Origin of the sequence: Novispirillum itersonii, from assembly GCF_014205675.1 — a bacterium.
In the GTDB taxonomy this organism is placed as follows: Bacteria; Pseudomonadota; Alphaproteobacteria; order Rhodospirillales; family Rhodospirillaceae; genus Novispirillum; species Novispirillum itersonii_A.
Genome location: NZ_JACIIX010000007.1, coordinates 17,246 through 34,233, shown reverse-complemented (window position 1 = coordinate 34,233; position 16,988 = coordinate 17,246). Strand labels below are relative to the sequence as shown.

Annotated in this window: 13 protein-coding genes; 10 read left to right on the top strand and 3 right to left on the bottom strand. The window is 66.0% G+C overall.

Going from position 1 to position 16,988, the window contains the following annotated elements:
* Nucleotides 1–90: 90 nt before the first annotated feature.
* Nucleotides 91–3,420, bottom strand: coding sequence for a YhdP family protein (locus tag FHS48_RS10380; protein WP_184263496.1), 3,330 nt, complete (start codon nucleotides 3,418–3,420; stop codon nucleotides 91–93).
* A 138-nt stretch (nucleotides 3,421–3,558) separates the two neighbouring features.
* Here FHS48_RS10380 and FHS48_RS10375 point away from each other — a divergent pair, with 138 nt between their 5' ends.
* Nucleotides 3,559–6,564, top strand: a complete 3,006-nt coding sequence (locus tag FHS48_RS10375; RefSeq protein ID WP_221443462.1) for a bifunctional [glutamine synthetase] adenylyltransferase/[glutamine synthetase]-adenylyl-L-tyrosine phosphorylase — start codon at nucleotides 3,559–3,561, stop codon at nucleotides 6,562–6,564.
* The gene (gene bcp, locus FHS48_RS10370; protein WP_184263495.1) at nucleotides 6,561–7,034 is read left to right on the top strand and encodes a thioredoxin-dependent thiol peroxidase; all 474 of its coding nucleotides are present in this window, start codon (nucleotides 6,561–6,563) and stop codon (nucleotides 7,032–7,034) included. Before FHS48_RS10375 ends, bcp begins: the two co-directional genes overlap by 4 nt.
* Before the next feature lie 98 nt (nucleotides 7,035–7,132).
* Here the strand turns inward: bcp and FHS48_RS10365 are convergent, their stop codons facing one another.
* A complete protein-coding gene (locus FHS48_RS10365) occupies nucleotides 7,133–7,453 on the bottom strand; it encodes a TM2 domain-containing protein (protein ID WP_184263494.1) in 321 nt (106 codons plus the stop codon).
* Between the two features lie 207 nt (nucleotides 7,454–7,660).
* On the opposite strand from FHS48_RS10365, the gene FHS48_RS20105 reads away from it, so the two are divergent.
* Genes FHS48_RS20105 through FHS48_RS10330 form a run of 7 tightly spaced genes read left to right on the top strand, consistent with a single transcriptional unit; the run spans nucleotide 7,661 to nucleotide 13,731 of the window.
* Nucleotides 7,661–7,990 carry a periplasmic nitrate reductase, NapE protein gene (locus tag FHS48_RS20105; protein ID WP_260402429.1) on the top strand — a complete coding sequence of 110 codons (330 nt, stop codon included), beginning with the start codon at nucleotides 7,661–7,663 and terminating at the stop codon, nucleotides 7,988–7,990.
* A gap of 16 nt (nucleotides 7,991–8,006) precedes the next feature.
* Entirely contained in the window at nucleotides 8,007–8,396 is a 390-nt protein-coding gene (locus tag FHS48_RS10355; protein WP_184263493.1) for a 4Fe-4S dicluster domain-containing protein, read from the top strand.
* Nucleotides 8,393–8,674 (top strand): chaperone NapD, encoded by a 282-nt coding sequence (locus tag FHS48_RS10350; protein ID WP_184263492.1) that lies wholly within the window; start codon nucleotides 8,393–8,395, stop codon nucleotides 8,672–8,674. The genes FHS48_RS10355 and FHS48_RS10350 overlap by 4 nt, the downstream gene beginning before the upstream one ends.
* The gene (gene napA, locus FHS48_RS10345) at nucleotides 8,671–11,175 is read left to right on the top strand and encodes a nitrate reductase catalytic subunit NapA (protein ID WP_184263491.1); all 2,505 of its coding nucleotides are present in this window, start codon (nucleotides 8,671–8,673) and stop codon (nucleotides 11,173–11,175) included. The genes FHS48_RS10350 and napA overlap by 4 nt, the downstream gene beginning before the upstream one ends.
* Nucleotides 11,176–11,177: 2 nt before the next feature.
* Nucleotides 11,178–11,765: a nitrate reductase cytochrome c-type subunit gene (locus tag FHS48_RS10340; protein WP_184263490.1), complete on the top strand. Its 588-nt coding sequence runs from the start codon at nucleotides 11,178–11,180 to the stop codon at nucleotides 11,763–11,765.
* The gene (locus FHS48_RS10335; RefSeq protein ID WP_184263489.1) at nucleotides 11,765–12,391 is read left to right on the top strand and encodes a NapC/NirT family cytochrome c; all 627 of its coding nucleotides are present in this window, start codon (nucleotides 11,765–11,767) and stop codon (nucleotides 12,389–12,391) included. Before FHS48_RS10340 ends, FHS48_RS10335 begins: the two co-directional genes overlap by 1 nt.
* 41 nt (nucleotides 12,392–12,432) lie before the next feature.
* The gene (locus tag FHS48_RS10330) at nucleotides 12,433–13,731 is read left to right on the top strand and encodes a molybdopterin molybdotransferase MoeA (RefSeq protein WP_184263488.1); all 1,299 of its coding nucleotides are present in this window, start codon (nucleotides 12,433–12,435) and stop codon (nucleotides 13,729–13,731) included.
* Nucleotides 13,732–13,737: 6 nt separating this feature from the next.
* Here FHS48_RS10330 and FHS48_RS10325 read toward each other — a convergent pair whose 3' ends face one another.
* Nucleotides 13,738–14,700: a helix-turn-helix transcriptional regulator gene (locus FHS48_RS10325; RefSeq protein WP_221443461.1), complete on the bottom strand. Its 963-nt coding sequence runs from the start codon at nucleotides 14,698–14,700 to the stop codon at nucleotides 13,738–13,740.
* A 225-nt stretch (nucleotides 14,701–14,925) separates the two neighbouring features.
* On the opposite strand from FHS48_RS10325, the gene FHS48_RS10320 reads away from it, so the two are divergent.
* The gene (locus tag FHS48_RS10320; RefSeq protein ID WP_184263486.1) at nucleotides 14,926–16,932 is read left to right on the top strand and encodes a TonB-dependent receptor domain-containing protein; all 2,007 of its coding nucleotides are present in this window, start codon (nucleotides 14,926–14,928) and stop codon (nucleotides 16,930–16,932) included.
* Nucleotides 16,933–16,988 lie beyond the last annotated feature (56 nt).

Below are 16,988 nucleotides of genomic sequence, written 5' to 3'. Positions count from 1 at the left end.
GATCCAACGGGTCAGTTCATTGGCCGGGCGGGATAACTGTCCCCCGGCAGACTGTTCTGCCGGGGGTTTTTCATCAGCACGCGGAACGTCTCAGCCCCCGGCCCCGTTGGACGGCACAGACGGCGGTTCCGGCGGCGTCCCCCCGCCGGGCGGCGTCGCAGTCCCCGCCGGATCCGGAGTGCTGCTGCCAAAATCGAAGGTGAACAGCTTGCGCAGGAACCCCGGTGCAAGGGCGCTGAGGGGATTGACGCTGATATCCGGATCCGACACCGCCCCGCGCACGGTATAGCCCGCCGCGAACAGCCCGCCGTCCTTTTCAAAACCGGTCAGCAGATCGCCCAGCAGCGGAATCCGCCCGACCAGACTGTTGACCATGAAGAACGGGACCATGGTCCCGGCGCCATCAATGCGGTTAGACCGGAAATCCATGCTGCCGCTGCCGGTCAGGCCAAGAGTGGTGCCGAAGGTGCGGAACTGACGGAACTGCACATGGTCGCGGTCGCTGTCATAGACAAAAGGGGCTTCCAGACGGTCGAAGGAAATGCCTTCCCCGGTCAGGGCGTCGAGAATACCGCCCAGCGCCGCCACCGACAGCAGCTTGGCCAGAATCGGCGCATCGACCAGCCGGTAGCCGTCAATGCTCAGGGTCCCTTCGGAGACGCCGCGCGGCGACACGAAGCCTTCCGCCCACAGCGTGCCGCCGCGCATGGTCCCCAGAATATCCATGGCCCGCAGCAGGGCCCCGGCATCATCGGTGCGGGCGGTAAAGCGGCGGCGGGCCTTGCCCTCCGGATCCGGCCCCAGCACAAGGGCGACCGGGCCGCCCCCCTTGACGTTGGCCTCAATCCGCGCCGTCTGCCAGCGGCCGCCGGACCGGTTGGCCGAAGCCTGAAGGGCCGTCACAAAGCCGGTCTTCCCGGTGCGGGTATCCTCCGAGGTTTTGACGGTCTCGAAAAAGCCCCGCAGCACCAGCGGCGGCAGACCATCGTCGATCGACCCGTCGGCGGCCACCTCCGGCAGCGGAGCCGGTTGCTTCGGCGGGGCTCCCTCCACCGTTTTGGTGCCCAGGAACGGCGTGGCATCCAGATAGGGCCCCCGGGCATCGACCTCGAACCCGTCGCGGTCTTTCATCCGCTTCAGGGTGCCGGTCAGCAGGGTGTCACCGATGGTCCCCTCCGACAGGGTCACCGACTGGAGATCCTGATTGGCGGTCAGGGCCACCGCCCCTTCCAGCACCAGACCGTCCGCCGTCACCCGGAATTTCGGCACCTCGGCGATCTGGTCCCCCTTCAGCAGCACCTGTGCGGTGGCCTGTGCCGGTTTCCCCACCGGTTTCTCAAACTCAAAGCCGGGAATCCACAGCCGCGCCTCGGCCAGATCCGCCTGAACATCCAGCACCGACATGCGGTTGCGGTTGACCGTATACACCAGCGAGGCCGTCGCCGGGCCGCCGATATAGGTCGGAGTAAACGGCGGGAAGGTCAGGCCGAACATGCCGCGCTTGTCTTCGGCCACCTGTGCGGTGGCAGTGTAGCGGCTGGAAAACGGCTTGCCGGAGAAGTTTTCCCGCCAGGTGAACTCCATCGGCACCCCGCCGATCCGCGCCTTTCCTTTGGCATCCAGCGCCGTGGTGTCAACGCCCAGCGCAATGTCGCCTTCAGTCAGATCCTGCCCGAACACCGCCCCCTTCAGCACGCCGTTGCGCACCTTGGCATCGGCCCGGACCTTCAGGTCCTCCAGCGACAGGTTTTGCAGCAGCGGGAACTTCAGTGACAGGGTGGTGGCGGTATCGCCCTTGGCCTTGGCCGGATCGAGGCCCAGCTTGCGCGGATAGCCCAGCGGCGGACTGTCGAGCAGCTTCAGGGCCTCCAGCAGCGGGCCTTCCACCGCCAGCTGGATATCGGCGAAATTGTCGTATTTATCGAGATCGGTGAAGCGGATCGCCCCATCGGTGACCTTCAGGGTCCCGACCTGCCCCTGAAGGGCCAGCAGCTCCACCCGGTCCATCCCAAACACCAGATCGGCACGGGCTTCCGTCGCCACCGGCATCGGCGGCAGATAGGACACCGCCACCGCCTCGGCATGGGCCTTCCCGGTCAGGCCGGTCACATCCAGCCCGCCCAGATCCGGACCGGCCAGCGACACCGTCCAGCTGCCGGTGGTCACCCGGCCTTCCTTCAGGTTGGCCACCACCCATTCGCGCGGATTGGGGGCCACCGGAATCGGCCAGTACCGCTTCAGGGTTTCCACCGTCATCGGCCCGACCGACACCGTCGCCGACCCGGCCATCCCGCCCCCGGCTGCCGGAGCAATGGCCGCCGATCCGGTGACAGTGGCACCATCCAGAACCACCGACAGATCATCCAGCGCCACCTTGGAGCGGTCGAGGTCATAACTGCCGCGCAGCCGCAGCGACATCAGGGGATAATCGGTATCCAGCGGGGCCGGGGTGCGCAGCCAGCCCGATCCGCCGGTCAGGTCGATATCCACCCGGTGGACCACCGGTGTCTGTTCCAGCGTTGCCGCCAGCCGCAGCCGCCCGGACAGCGGAAAATCCACCGTCGACAGCGGCCGCAGATCCCGGTGCAGCGGCGCCAGTGCCGCCGGACGCAGGCTGTCAACATCCACATTCAGCGACAGGGTCCGGCTGGCATTGCGGAACTGCCCGGCCATCAGCAGCGTGGTGGGCCGGGCATCCAGATCCAGCCGGGCCTCGGCGGTCAGGGCCAGCCCGGTGGCTTCCCGCTCCACATCCACCGACAGGGCGGGAATATCCCAGACAATCCCGTTCAGGCGGTCGATCACCTCAACATCAGCATCGGTCAGGGCCACGCTTTGCAGGCGGCCCGCCACGGTATCCCCGGTGTTCAGGGCTTCCAGCAGCAGATCGAGCGGCTGCGAGGTCCCGGTCTCAGGCTCCGCCGGGGCCGGGGCAGGGACAGAAGCGGGCTGATCGGCCGGGGCCGGATCCACCGGCAACGACGGGGAAGACAGGGCCGGAGTGCTTTGCAGCCCAAGGCGGACAGAGCCGTCCGTATCCCGCACCAGCCGCAGGTGCGGCTCAAACACATCAATGGCCCGGGGGCGGATCCGCCCGGCCAGCAGCGGGGCCGGTTCCAGCGACAGACCCAGCTTGGAGAACCGGGCCAGAACCCCGTCATTGGCATCCACCACCGAGGCATCCCGCACCCGCAGATCCAGCACCCGTGAGGCGTTTTCCCACGCAATCTCGGTGGAGCCGATCCGCAGCCGCACCCCGGCCTGCGGGGCCGACAGTGCCTCTTCCAGATAGGGGGTCAGCCAGTTCAGCCGCACCGGCCCCTGTCCCAGCCGCCAGACCACAAAGCCGGACGTCAGCAGGGCGCCCAGCGCCGCCACCCCAAGGCCACGGAACAGAAGTTTAACCCCACCATGCAGCAATGCAGAAATGCTCCTGTTGTCCGGACCTTATCCCGGCCTCCACTTGACCAGCCGCCGGGCATGCCGCAGTCTGCGGCAAATGTCCAGTGCTGCAAAGGCCATCCGGGGGGAAATATGGTGTCGAATTTGGCTTTTTTCATGTCATCCCCGCCGTTCCCCCAGCCTTTTGATGCGGAAAAAGCCGCAACCGGGCTAGAACGCTGGCGGGAGGATGCCGCCCGCCGCAGCGGCGATGACCCGGATCTGGCCGCGTTCATGCAGGATTGCATCGCGGCGGGCACCCCGGCCCGGGCCCTGCTCGACTGCTGCTTCGGCAACAGCCCGTTCCTGACCGCCTGCCTGCTGCGCGATCCGGTGTTCGTGCGGCAGCTGCTGGAAACCGGCCCTGACGCCACCCGTACCGCGCTGTTTGACGGGATCCGCGCCAGCCTGTCCGCCGAACGGAAGATCGATGTGCTGATGCGGGGCCTGCGGGTCGGCAAGCGCCGGGTTGCCCTGCTGACCGCCCTCGCCGATATCGCCGGGCTGTGGCCGCTGGAAACCGTGACCGAGACCCTGTCGGACTATGCCGAAACCGCCCTCAGCCTCGCCAGCGGGCACCTGCTGCGGGAAGGCCATCTCGGCGGCCACCTGCGCCTACCCAACCCGGACCAGCCGGAGGAGAACAGCGGTTTTGTCGTCCTCGGCATGGGCAAGCTGGGCGCACGGGAGCTGAATTATTCCTCCGACATCGACATCATCGTCCTCTACGACCACGACCGTATCGACTACACCGGCACCAAAAGCCCGCAGGAATTCTTCGTCCGCCTGACCAAATCGCTGGTGCGGATCATGGATGAGCGCACCGGCGACGGCTATGTCTTCCGCACCGATCTGCGGCTGCGCCCGGATCCGGGGTCAACGGCGGTGGCGATTTCCACCGATGCCGCCGAAACCTATTACGAAAGCTTCGGCCAGAACTGGGAACGGGCGGCGATGATCAAGGTCCGCACCGTGGCCGGGGACCGCGAGCGCGGGGCTGCCTTCGTCCGCCACCTGCGGCCCTTCGTCTGGCGGCGGTCGCTGGATTTTTATGCCATTCAGGACATCCACTCGATCAAGCGCCAGATCAACGCCCACCGGGGCGGGGCGACGGTGGCGGTGGCCGGGCACAACATCAAGGTCGGGCGCGGCGGCATCCGCGAGATTGAGTTCTTCGCCCAGACCCAGCAGCTGATCTGGGGCGGCCGGGTGCCGGAGGTCCGCCCGGCGCGGACGCTGGACGCCATCAATGCCCTCGTCACCCTCGGGCAGGTGGACGAGGCGGTGCGCGATGATCTCGACCGCTGTTACCGCTTCCTGCGCGGGCTGGAACACCGTCTTCAGATGATTGACGACGCCCAGACCCAGACCCTGCCGGAGGATGACGCCCGCCTGACCCATGTCGCCGCCTTCTATGGCTTCGGCGATCTGCCGTCCTTCCATGCGGCGGTGCGGGGGATTCTGGAAACGGTGGAACGCCATTACGCCGCCCTGTTTGAGGAAGCCCCGAGTCTGGCCCCGGACAACGGCAATCTGGTGTTCACCGGCCACGAGGATGACCCCGGCACGCTGGCCACCCTGTCGTCGATGGGGTTCACCAACCCGCAGAGCATTGCCGCCACCATCCGTGGCTGGCATCACGGGCGGTATCGTGCCACCCGCTCCACCCGGTCGAAGGAACTGCTGACCGAGCTGATCCCGACACTGCTGGCCGCCCTCGGGCGGACCGCCCAGCCCGACTCCGCCTTTTTCCGCTTCGACGAGTTCCTTGCCGGGCTGCCGGCCGGGGTGCAGATCTTTTCGCTGTTCCACGCCAATCCGCCGCTGCTGGATCTGGTGGCGGAGATCATGGGCGACGCGCCGCGTCTGGCGTCGATCCTCGCCAAACGCCCCAGCATGCTCGACTCGGTGCTGGCGCTGGATTTCTTCGATGCCATCCCCGGGGCCGAGGTGCTGGGGACCGAGCTGGACCGCCAGCTCGACCACTGCCACAGTTACGAGGAAATTCTCGACGTCAGCCGCCTGTGGTCCAACGGGCGGCGCTTTCAGGTCGGGGTGCAGACCCTGCGCCGCCTGATCGACGCCCGCGAGGCCGGATATGCCCTGACCAATATCGCCGATGTCGTCCTCAGCCGCCTGCTGACCGCCACCGAGGCGGAATTCACCCGGCTGCACGGCACCGTTCCCGGCGGCGGACTGGCGGTGGTGGCCCTCGGCAAGATGGGCGGGCGGGAAATGACCGCCACCTCCGACCTTGACCTGATCACCGTCTATGACACCGCCGAGGACGCGGAAACCTCCGATGGCCCCAAACCCCTCAGCCGCAACGATTACTTCATCCGCCTGACCCAGCGCTTCGTCAACGCCATCACCGCCCTGACCGCCGAGGGGCGGCTGTATGAGGTGGACATGCGGCTGCGCCCGTCGGGATCGAAAGGGCCGCTGGCGGTCAGCCTGCCTGCCTTCCTGAAATACAATGCCGAGGATGCCTGGACCTGGGAAAAGCTGGCCCAGACCCGGGCCCGGATCGTCTGCGGTCCGCCGGAGCTGTGCCGGAAGGTGGAAGCGGCCCTGCGCACGTCGCTGACCGCCGCGCAGGATCCCGACAAGGTGCTGGTGGACGTCGCCGACATGCGGGCCCTGATGGCGCGGGAACGGAAGGCCACCAACCTGTTTGATGTCAAGCTGCACCGGGGCGGGCTCGTCGATGTGGAATTCATCGTGCAGTACCTGCTGCTGCGCCATGCCGCCACCCTGCCGCAGATTCTGACCCCGACGGTGGGGGAAGCCCTGCCCCGCCTGCGCGGAGCCGGTCTGCTGACCGCCGATCAGGCCGCCACCCTGCTGGAAGCCCAGGGACTGTGGCTGGCCGTGCAAGGGCTGCTGCGCTATTCCATCGACGGCACCTTTAACGAGGCCGAGGCCCCCGCCGGGCTGACCCAGCGGCTGGCGGCAGCGGCGGCGGAGCCGGACTTTGACCGGCTGAAAACGCGGATGACCGATCTGTATGATCGGGTGCACAGCATTTTCCGTATTCTGATCGATGAACCGGCGGAGCAGGCCCGGATCCGCCGGACCGCCGCCGCCCCAGACAGCCCAGTTGCAAAGGAATGCCCACAATGAGCGACGCCCTGACCGTTGGACAGACCGTTCCCGACCTGACCCTGCCGGTCAGCGGTGGCGGCACCCTGTCGCTGTCGTCCCTGCGCGGAAAGACCGTGGTGCTGTACTTTTATCCGAAGGACATGACCAGCGGCTGCACCACCGAGGCGGAAGCCTTCCGCGATCTGCATGATCAGTTCGCCGCCGCCAATGCGGTGATCCTTGGCGTCTCGAAAGACAGCCTCAAGAAGCACGACCAGTTCATCGCCAAGCACAGCCTGCCGTTCCGGCTGCTGTCGGATGAGGAAACCGGCGCCCTGTGCGAGGCTTTCGGGGTGTGGGTGGAAAAAAGCATGTATGGCCGCACCTACTTCGGGATCGAGCGGGCGACCTTTGTCATCAATGCCGAGGGGGTGATCACCCACCAGTGGCGCAAGGTCAAGGTGGCAGGCCATGCCGCCGCCGTGCTGAAGGCGGTGCAGGAAGGCTGATCCGGCCAGCGGGACTGACCGGTCTTTGCAGAAAGCCCGGAAAAACGGCGGCTCCCCCTCCGGAAGCCGCCGTTTTCATGTCAGGAAGACTGACCGGATCACCGCTTCAGCGGCAAACCTTCGGCATCCTTGAAGCTACCGATCAGGATCAGGATCAGGTCGATCAACGCCCAGATCCCCAGACCGCCAAAGGTCAGCAACTGGAGGATCCCGGTGGCAACCTTACCGACATAAAAGCGGTGAAAGCCCAAAACACCGAAGAAGAAGCACAGCAGCAGGGCCGGCAGCCATTCCTTCTTCGATGTCCCGGCAGCCCCGGCGGCGTTGGGGGCGCCACACTTCGGGCAGGCCGCCGCCGTGGAGGCCATCTTATCCCCACAGGTGGAGCAAAAAATCAGAGAGGCAGTCGAGTCAGTCATTCCCTTATCCATCCCATCAGTCAGGTGATTTTCCCACAGGCCCAACACGGGGCACGCTGAAGGAAAAAAGTAAGAATCCGTACAGTCTCACTGTCATAATAAAAATCTATACCATGCGATAATCATTGAATATTTATGTCTCTCCACAGACACTATAATTCTTAAGTCATAAGACCTGAGGCGGGATTTATCCTAGAATAAGGCGTCTTGCCGCCGGATGCCCCCAGATACCCGAGCACACAGGTAAGTTATTGGTGTAAATACAAAGACTTGACCATCGTCAAGGCCCTGTTTCCGGAAACCGTGCACGCTGCATCCGACGGTTTTCCCGATAACAGCAGGCGCTTCATCATGTCGGCTTCCTCCTCACCAGATCCATCCGCCCCCTGCCGGGACAGCGGTTCCAGGCGGACAGAAACCCTGAAATTTCTGTTTCTTGCCTTTGTGCTGCTGCCGGCCATTTCGGTTGGGGTGGTCGGGGCCTATGGCTTCTCCGTCTGGTTCCTTCAGATGATTTATGGCCCGCCGGGGCTGTAAGGCGGAGGACCCTGTCATGCCTGACTCGCCGGATCTGTCCCGACGTGCCCTGTTCCGGCGCCCGGCCCGGCTGCTGACGCCCGCGCGGAGTCCGCAGGATCCGCCCGTTGCGTCCCCGGCTGCCGCCCCGACACCGCCGCCCCGGCTGACGGCGGTCATCCAGAACAGCTGCCTTGCTGAAAACGGGGCCTATTGCCGCACCTGCGGTGAAGCCTGCCCGGACGGAGCCATCCGCTTCCACCTGCTGCCGCAGGGCCGGGCCCGGGCTGATGTGGATCCGGACCGCTGCACCGGCTGCGGGGACTGCCTGTTTCCCTGCCCGGTCAGCGCCATCCGCCTTGATCCCGCCCAGCCCGCCGGAAGCCCCCCTGCCGGCCTCCCCCTTTCCGGAGTCCCCCCCTCATGACCGACGAACTGCATATCTCCAGCATTGTCGTCCACTGCTGGCCGGACCACGCCGAGGCCCTGAGCCGCCAGATTCTGGCGATGAACTGTGAAATCGCCCCGACGGAAACCACCCCTGAAAGCCCTCCGGGCCGCCTGATCGTGCTGGTGGAACGCTCCACCGTGCGGCAGGTGGCCGACGTGCTCGACACCCTACAGGCCCTGCCGGGCGTCTTAAGCGCCCTGCTCGTCTACCACCACGCCGAGCCTGCAACCGCCCTTGAGGACCTGATGCCATGACCATCACCAGACGCGATTATCTGAAAGCACAGGCTGCGGTGGCCGCCGCCACCGCCATCGGTGTCACCCTGCAACAGGCCGGGGCCACCCAGCTGCCGACCGGGGCCGATGCCTCGGTCAAATGGTCCAAGGCCCCCTGCCGCTTCTGCGGTACCGGCTGCGGCGTGATGGTCGGCGTGAAGGACGGGCGGGTCGTTGCCTCCCACGGTGACCAGAAGGCCGAGGTCAACCGTGGCCTGAACTGCGTGAAGGGCTACTTCCTGTCCAAGATCATGTACGGACAGGACCGTCTGACCACGCCGCTGCTGCGCATGAAGAACGGCCAGTATGCCAAGGACGGCGACTTCACGCCGATCAGCTGGGATCAGGCCTTCGACATCATGGCCGAAAAGTGGAAGGCGACCCTGAAAGCCAAGGGGCCGGAAGCCATCGGCATGTTCGGCTCCGGGCAGTGGACCATCCACGAGGGCTATGCCGCCTCCAAGCTGATGAAGGCGGGGTTCCGCTCCAACAACATCGACCCCAACGCCCGCCACTGTATGGCCTCCGCCGTTGCCGGGTTCATGCGCACCTTCGGCATCGACGAGCCGATGGGCTGCTATGATGACATCGAACATGCCGATGCCTTCGTGCTGTGGGGCAGCAACATGGCGGAAATGCACCCGGTCCTGTGGACCCGGGTCACCGACCGCCGCCTCAGCCATCCGGGCACCAAGGTCGCGGTCCTGTCCACCTTCGAGCACCGCTCCTTCGAGCTGGCCGACATCCCGATGGTGTTCACCCCGCAGACCGATCTGGCGATCCTGAACTACATCGCCAACCACATCATCCAGACCGGCAAGGTCAATAAGGACTTCGTCACCGCCCACACCACCTTCGTCAAGGGCAACGACGATATCGGCTATGGCCTGCGCCCGGACAACCCGCTGGAAAAGGCCGCCAAGAACGCTGCCACCGCCAACGACTCCAAGCCGATTTCCTTTGACGAATACGCCGCTTTCGTCGCGCCCTACACGCTGGAAAAGGTCTCGGCCCTGTCCGGGGTTCCGGCCAACCGGCTGAAGGCGCTGGCCGAGCTGTACGCCGACCCCAAGGTCAAGGTCGTCAGCTTCTGGACCATGGGCTTCAACCAGCATACCCGTGGGGTGTGGGCCAACAATCTGGTCTATAACATCCACCTGCTGACCGGAAAGATCTCCGAGCCCGGCAACAGCCCGTTCTCGCTGACTGGCCAGCCCAGCGCCTGCGGCACCGCGCGTGAGGTCGGCACCTTCTCCCACCGTCTGCCCGCCGACATGGTGGTGACCAATCCGGAGCACCGCGCCCATACCGAAGAGCTGTGGAAGCTGCCCGCCGGCACCATTCCCGCCAAGCCCGGCTATCACGCCGTGCAGCAGGACCGGATGCTGAAGGACGGCAAGATCAACTGCTACTGGGTGCAGGTCACCAACAACATGCAGGCCGCCCCCAACACCGGGAATGAAACCTGGCCGGGCTACCGCAACCCCGACAACTTCATCGTCGTCTCCGATGCCTATCCGACCGTGACCACCATGGCCGCCGATCTGGTGCTTCCGGCGGCGATGTGGGTGGAAAAGGAAGGCGGCTACGGCAATGCCGAGCGCCGCACCCAGATCTGGCACCAGCTGGTCAACGCCCCCGGCGAGGCCCGGTCCGACCTGTGGCAGCTGGTGGAATTCTCCAAGCGGTTCAAGGTTGAGGAGGTCTGGCCGGAAGAGCTGCTGGCCAAAGCCCCGGAATTCCGTGGCAAAACCCTGTTCGACATCCTGTACCGCAACGGTCAGGTGGACCGCTTCCCGGTCAGCGAATGCGATCCGGCCTATGAAAACCGCGAGGCCAAGGCCCTTGGCTTCTATCTCCAGAAGGGTCTGTTTGAGGAATACGCCAGCTTCGGGCGGGGCCATGGCCACGATCTGGCCCCCTATGAAACCTATCTGGCCGAGCGCGGTCTGCGCTGGCCGGTGGTGAATGGCAAGGAAACCCGCTGGCGCTTCCGCGAAGGCAGCGACCCCTATGTTCCCGCCGGGGAAGGGGTGCGCTTCTATGGCCACAAGGATGGCAAGGCCCGGATCTTTGCCCTGCCCTATGAACCGGCGGCGGAAAGCCCGGACAAGGACTATCCGTTCTGGCTGTCCACCGGCCGCGTGCTGGAACACTGGCATTCCGGGTCGATGACCCGCCGGGTACCCGAACTGTACAAGGCGGTGCCGCAGGCCCTGTGCTACATGCACCCCGACGACGCCAAGGACATGAACGTCCGGCGCGGGCAGGAAGTGGTGGTGGAGTCGCGGCGCGGGCAGGTGCGGGTGCGGGTGGAAACCCGGGGCCGCAACAAGCCGCCGCGCGGGCTGGTGTTCGTGCCGTGGTTTGACGCCGATGTGCTGATTAACCGCGTCACGCTGGATGCCACCGACCCGATCTCCAAACAGACTGATTTCAAGAAATGTGCCGTGCGGATCACGCCGGTTCAGGGGGCGTAATCATGAAACAGATCCTGCGCACCACGATCGTCCGCGCTGCCCTGCTGTCGGCGGCGCTGCTGGTGACCGGCCTGACCGCCCTGACGCTTGTTCCGGAATCCCGGGCAGGCAGCACCACCCCGGCAGCGGCGGAAGCCGTCAGCAGCCGCGATGTTGCCGCCACCGGCCGCCCGGCCTTCACCGGGGCCGAAGGGCTGACGGTGCAGGAAGCCGCCCCGATCCCCAAGGATGTCACCGATGACCGCCGCCGTCAGCGGAACTATCCGGAACAGCCGCCGGTGATCCCGCATTCCGTCGCCGGATATCAGCTGGACCTGAACGCCAACAAATGCCTGACCTGCCACAGCCGGGAATTCACCGGCGACAGTCAGGCCCCGATGGTGTCGGTCACCCACTTCCAGGACCGCGACGGGCAGGTTCTGGGCGCGGTGTCGCCGCGCCGGTACTTCTGCATGCAGTGCCACGTGCCGCAGACCGACGCCCAGCCCCGGGTGCAGAACACCTTCAAGGATATGGACAGTGTGGTCCGTCAGGGTCAAGGGCAGGGTCAGGCTCCGGGGACCCCGGCAGCCGGCGGGGGGAATAACTGATGCGACTGCTGCGCTGTGCCCTCGGTCTGGCCAAGGCGGCCTGGACGGCCTTCAACCGCCCCGCCGCCCATCTGGGGATCGGCTTTCTGACCATCGGCGGCTTTGTCGCCGGGGTGATCTGGTGGGGCGGGTTCAACACCGTCCTCGAAGCCACCAACAAGGAAGCCTTCTGCATCGGCTGTCACGAAATGCGGGATAACCCGTATGCCGACCTGCAGAAGACCATCCATTACTCCAACCGCTCCGGCGTCCGCGCCACCTGCCCGGACTGCCACGTGCCCCACAAATGGACCGACAAGATCGCCCGCAAGATGCAGGCGTCGAAGGAAGTCTGGGGCAAACTGTTCGGAACCGTCGACACCCCGGAAAAGTTTGAGGCCAAACGCAAGGAACTGGCCGGGCACGAATGGGCCCGCCTGAAGGCCAACAACTCGCTGGAATGCCGCAACTGCCACAGCGCCGAGTCGATGGACATCACCCGGCAGGGGGCACGCGGGGCCGCCGCCCATCAGGAATTCCTGTTCACCGGCAAGGCGACGTGTATTGATTGCCACAAGGGGATTGCCCACAAGCTGCCGGACATGACCGGTGTGCCGGTGTGGACCCAGACCGCCCCTGCCCATTAACCCTCCCCTGCCCATTAACCCTGTTGTTCCGGATCTCCGTCATGATGCCCGATCCCCTGCTTCCGGCGGCATCCACCCCCGCCTCCGATGACTGCGCCTGCCACGGTCCGCAGGGGCCGGAGCAGACCATCGGCAGCCTGCTGGCCCGGCTTCTGCCGGGGCTGTCAGCGGTGGAGGGCAACGCCCTCTGCCCGCTGCGGCAGGCCCGGGGCCGGGTTCTGGCGGAAGATCTGGTGACGGATCAGCCGATCCCCTCCTTCCGCCGGTCGGCGATGGATGGCTATGCCCTGCGGCAGGAGGACTGTCCCGACGGTGCCGCCTCCCTGTCCCTGCCGGTACGGGGCCGGGTCGCCGCCGGAGACAGCGGCCTTGGCCTGCCGGACGGGCCGGGGGCGGTGCGGATCTTCACCGGGGCCGCCCTGCCACCGGACTGTGACCGGGTGGTGATGCAGGAAGACTGCGACAGCGACGGATCCTCCGTCCTGATCCGCCGGATTCCCGCCGCCGGGGCCAATGTCCGGCTGCCCGGGGATGACCTTGCCGCCGGAAGCGTTGCCCTGACCGCCGGAACCCGGCTGGACGCCCGGCACATCGCCTGCGCTGCCAGTCTGGGATTATCCCATGTGCCGGTACGGCGGCGTCTGCGGGTGGCCGTCCTGTCCACCGGCAGCGAACTGACCGAACCCGGCCAGCCGCTGCCGCCCGGGGCCATTTACAATTCCAACCGCTTCCTGCTGGCCACCCGGCTGGAGGATGCGGGCTTTGAGGTCATCGACCTGCCCGCCGTCAGCGATGATCCGGCACAGGTACAGGCGGCCCTGCGGGCTGCCGCCGCCTGTGATGCGGTGATCACCTCCGGCGGGGTTTCCGTCGGCGAGGAAGATCACGTCAAAGGGGCGGTTCTGGCCGTCGGGGGCCGGATTGATCACTGGCGGCTGGCGATCAAACCGGGCAAGCCGGTGGCGGTCGGAGCCCTGCCGGGACCGGAGGGCCAGGAGACCCTGTTCCTCGGCCTGCCGGGCAATCCCAATGCGGTGTTCGTTACCCTGATGCTGATCGGCCTGCCCCTGCTGCGGGCACTGGCGGGCACACCCTATCGTCCTCCGCTGTCTTTCCCGGTCCGGCTGACCGAAGGGTTCCGCCGCAAAACCGGGCGGGAGGAATATGTCTCCGTCACCCTGCATCCGGGGCCGGACGGGATTCCGCTGGCCTCTCGCAGCGGCCACGGCAGTTCCGCCCAGCAATCGGCGCTGGTGGCGGCGGATGCCCTGATGATTGTTCCCGCCGCCTGCGGGCAGGCCGACAGCGGCATGGTGTTTCCCGCCCTGCCGATCGCCTGATCCACCTTATCCCCGGCGCCGGACATCCTTCGGCGACAGGCCGAACTGCCGCTTGAACGCCGTGGCGAAATTGGCAGGGGACCCGTATCCGGCATTCAGCGCCACATCTGTCACACTCAGGTCGCCGCGCTCCAGCGCCTGCCGGGCCTGTTCCAGCCGCCGGGTGCGGGCAAAGTCAAGCACCGAGGTGCCATGGGCGGCGTGAAACAGCCGCTGGAGGGCGCTGACACTCATGCCCGCCGCCTTCGCCACCTGATCGACATGCAGGCGGGCATCCTGATGGGCGTCAATAAACTCACAGGCCCGGCGCAGGCGGTTCCGGTCGCGCGGCCCCACCGTCACCGGGTCATCAGCCTCCAGCCACAGCCGCAGCACATCGCCGACAAACTCCAGCGCCAGCGACTCGCGGTACAGGCTGTCGAGATACGGCATGCCTGCAACGGGCTCGACCATCCGGGCCGCCATCTCCAGCTGGCGGGCGGTCGGGGTCCATGTCCGCAGGGTGCGGTGGTCACCGCACAGGGCCGACAGGGACCGCACCGCAGGCCAGTCTTCCGCCTCCAGCCAGCCCTGTGGGATATTGACGTTGACCTTGCGTACCCGCTGGCCCCGCAGGCCCCGGCGCTCAAACAGGTCCTGTTCCCCGGAATAGAGGGCAAAGGCATGAGGGGCGGCGCGGTCGCCACCCAGCGTGATCGGATGGCCGCCGAGGGACACCCGGGCCATGCCGGTCAGAAACACCCCCAGCGTCAGCCCCGGCTCTGACTGCGCCTGTGTGACCAGATCAAACATATCCACCGTATCGGTGGCATGCAGGCGCAGGCCCGACCGCAGCTCCAGCGAGGCATAATATCCGCGCAGGGCCACATCATCGGGCTGGATCACCGGGGCCACCACCCGGAAGCCATCCTTCCGGTTCTGGGCGCTGATATCCAGAAAGCGGATCGACCGCACCCCGGCCGCTGTCATTCCGGTCTCCATCGGTTGTTCTCCCGCCCCCGGCCCTGCTGCGCGCCTGCTTTTGGCCGTGGCGCAAACAAAAACGGGCGTGCCGCAAAAGCGCAAATTTTCTGGTGACTTTATACAGAGGGCACTTGAGATCCCTCACACGCCTTGAATTTGAGAGTGCGTCGCATTATTAGCACTCTCGCGCTTACGGGTCCAGCCCGGAGGCCACGGACAAAGGACTTTTCCATGCATACGCCCGTTTCCGCCCTTCGCGTCTCTGCCAAGCGGAGCCTGCTGACCTCCTCCATCCTCGCCGGAGCCCTGCTGCTGCCGCTGACCGCACAGGCCCAGCAGACCGCCGCCCCGGCGCAGCTGAAGCCGATGGCGGTCGAGGACGACGCCCCCCGCGCGGTGGAGACCACCTCCGCCATCACCCCGGAGCAGATCGACCGTGAACAGCCGAAGGATCTGCGGCAGCTGTTCCGCGATGACCCGGCCGTTACCACCAGCGGCGGGTCCTCGGCGGCGCAGCGGTTCTTCGTGCACGGGGTGGAACAGAGCAAGCTGAATGTCAGCGTTGACGGCGTGACCCAGCGCAGCAACATCTGGCACCACAACGGGGCGATGACCCTTGATCCGATGTTCCTGAAGTCGGTCGATGTCTCCGCCGGGGTTGCCCCGGCCGATGCCGGGCCGGGGGCCCTTGGCGGGGCGGTGCAGATGCAGACCAAGGACGCCCGGGACATGCTGCTGCCGGGGCAGGAAGCCGGTGGCACCGTCATCACCAGCTACAACACCAACAGCGAAAGCCTGCGCACCACCGGCGCTGGCTATGCAGTAAAGGACGGCTTCGAGGTTCTCGGCATCCTGACCCGGACCGCCGGGAAGAACTACAGCAACGGCTTCGGCAACGAAGAGGCAGGCACCAAGGATGCGCTGGACAGCGGCCTTGCCAAGTTTGCCTATGAAAGCAAAAGCGGCGACCGCATCAGCCTGTCCGGGGAGTATGACGAGGACAAGGCGATCCGCCGGATGCGCCCGAACCTCGGGCTGGTGACTGCCGGAACCGGCCGCCTGCTGAACACCACCCGCGCCACCCGCCTGACCGCCGGGGCCACCTATGAAACCACCGCCCCGACCGACACCTTCGACCCCAAAATCAACGTCTTTTACAACCGGGTCGGCCTCCAGCGCCCCAACGACACGGCACAGACCGCCGCCGCCTCCGGGGTGTTCAACTCCAGCATCGAAACCCTGGGGCTGAAGGCACAGAACACCTTTGCCATCCCCACCGGCAAGCTGACCGTCGGCTTTGATGCGGAAAACACCGATACCTTCGTCCGCCGCTATCTGATGACCACCAATGCCGATGAACAGGTCCGCACTTACGGGCTGTTCGCACAGGCGCGGATCGAACCGTGGACCGACTGGAAGATTTCCACCGGCCTGCGCGCGGACTACCAGACCTACCACAGCGTCGATGAGAAAGACTTCGACAACGCCGGTCTGTCCCCCAACCTCAGCGCCGAATATGCGATCACCCCGGCCCTGAGCGCTTTCGGGGGGTATTCCTACGTCTTCGGCGGCATGGAACTGCCGGAAACCGGGGTGCTGCATGCCCGGAACTATACGGTGCAGGACAGCGTGAAGCCGACCCGGTCCCACAACGCCCGGGGCGGCCTGCGCTACGGGGCCGATGGCCTGTCGGTGGAAGGCGCGCTGTTCCACACCCTGATGCTGGACACCTACGCCGATACCGGGGCCACCGGCATCCGCTACACCGGGGCAGGGCTGCGGACGCAGGGGGTTGACCTGTCGGCCGGGTATGACTGGTCCAATGCCAAGGTCTGGGGCAAATACACCTACACCCGGGCCCGCTATGCCGACCGCATGGCCCTGCCCAGCGATTACTTCACCGCCACTCCGGTCGGCCAGATGGTCAATCTGGGCGGGGAATACACCTTCGAACCGGTCCGCCTGACCGTTGGCGGCTCCACCGAGCTGGCGCAGGGGATCCGTGACGAAGCCCTGACCCGCAACGGCTTCCAGCCGATCAAGGGCTACGGCGTGGTCGACCTGTTTGGCGAATGGCAGCCGCTGAAATCCTACGACCACTGGACCCTGCGTCTGGAGGCCAACAACGTCTTCGACAAGGCCTATGTCGCCCGTGGCACCTACACCGCCGCCACCAATGTCACCCCGGTGTACGAGGAAGGGCGCTCGTTCCTCCTCTCCACCACCGTCAAGTTCTGAACAGACCGGAAACCGGCAGGCGGATCCCCGTCTGCCGGTTCTGTCTCCGCACGGAG